Below are 362 nucleotides of genomic sequence, written 5' to 3' on the forward strand. Positions count from 1 at the left end.
CGAGCGCGGCGAGTCGCTGCGTCCGTGCACGGAGCTGCCGCACGCGTTCACGCACCTGGTGGCCTCGGACCCGGTCCGGATGCGGGAGTTCGCCCAGGCGCTGGGCGGCGAGGTGAAGCGGCGGGCCGAGCTGCTCGGCGAGCTCGATTTCGCCGAGTGGCACAGCCGTCACGAGGACGGGCCCGCGGCCGTGCCCATCCCCGAGCAGCGCGGCGAGGTGGAGGCCCCCCTCAGCGGCACCCTGCGCCTGCGCCCGGGTGCGGGCCGCCCCGCGGACCCCGGCCCCTCGCCGCTCCCCCGCCTGGTGGTGCTCGTGGACGACTACGACGCGCTCATAGCCCCGGCGCTCGGGAGCCCGGGCC

At 77.9% G+C, this 362-nt stretch carries 1 pseudogene; it reads left to right on the top strand.

Annotated features, from left to right (window positions below):
• A pseudogene (locus G3I41_RS33810) lies at positions 1-362 on the top strand (hypothetical protein); the annotation flags it as partial.

The organism is Streptomyces sp. SID9727 (assembly GCF_010550605.1).
GTDB lineage: Bacteria > Actinomycetota > Actinomycetes > Streptomycetales > Streptomycetaceae > Streptomyces.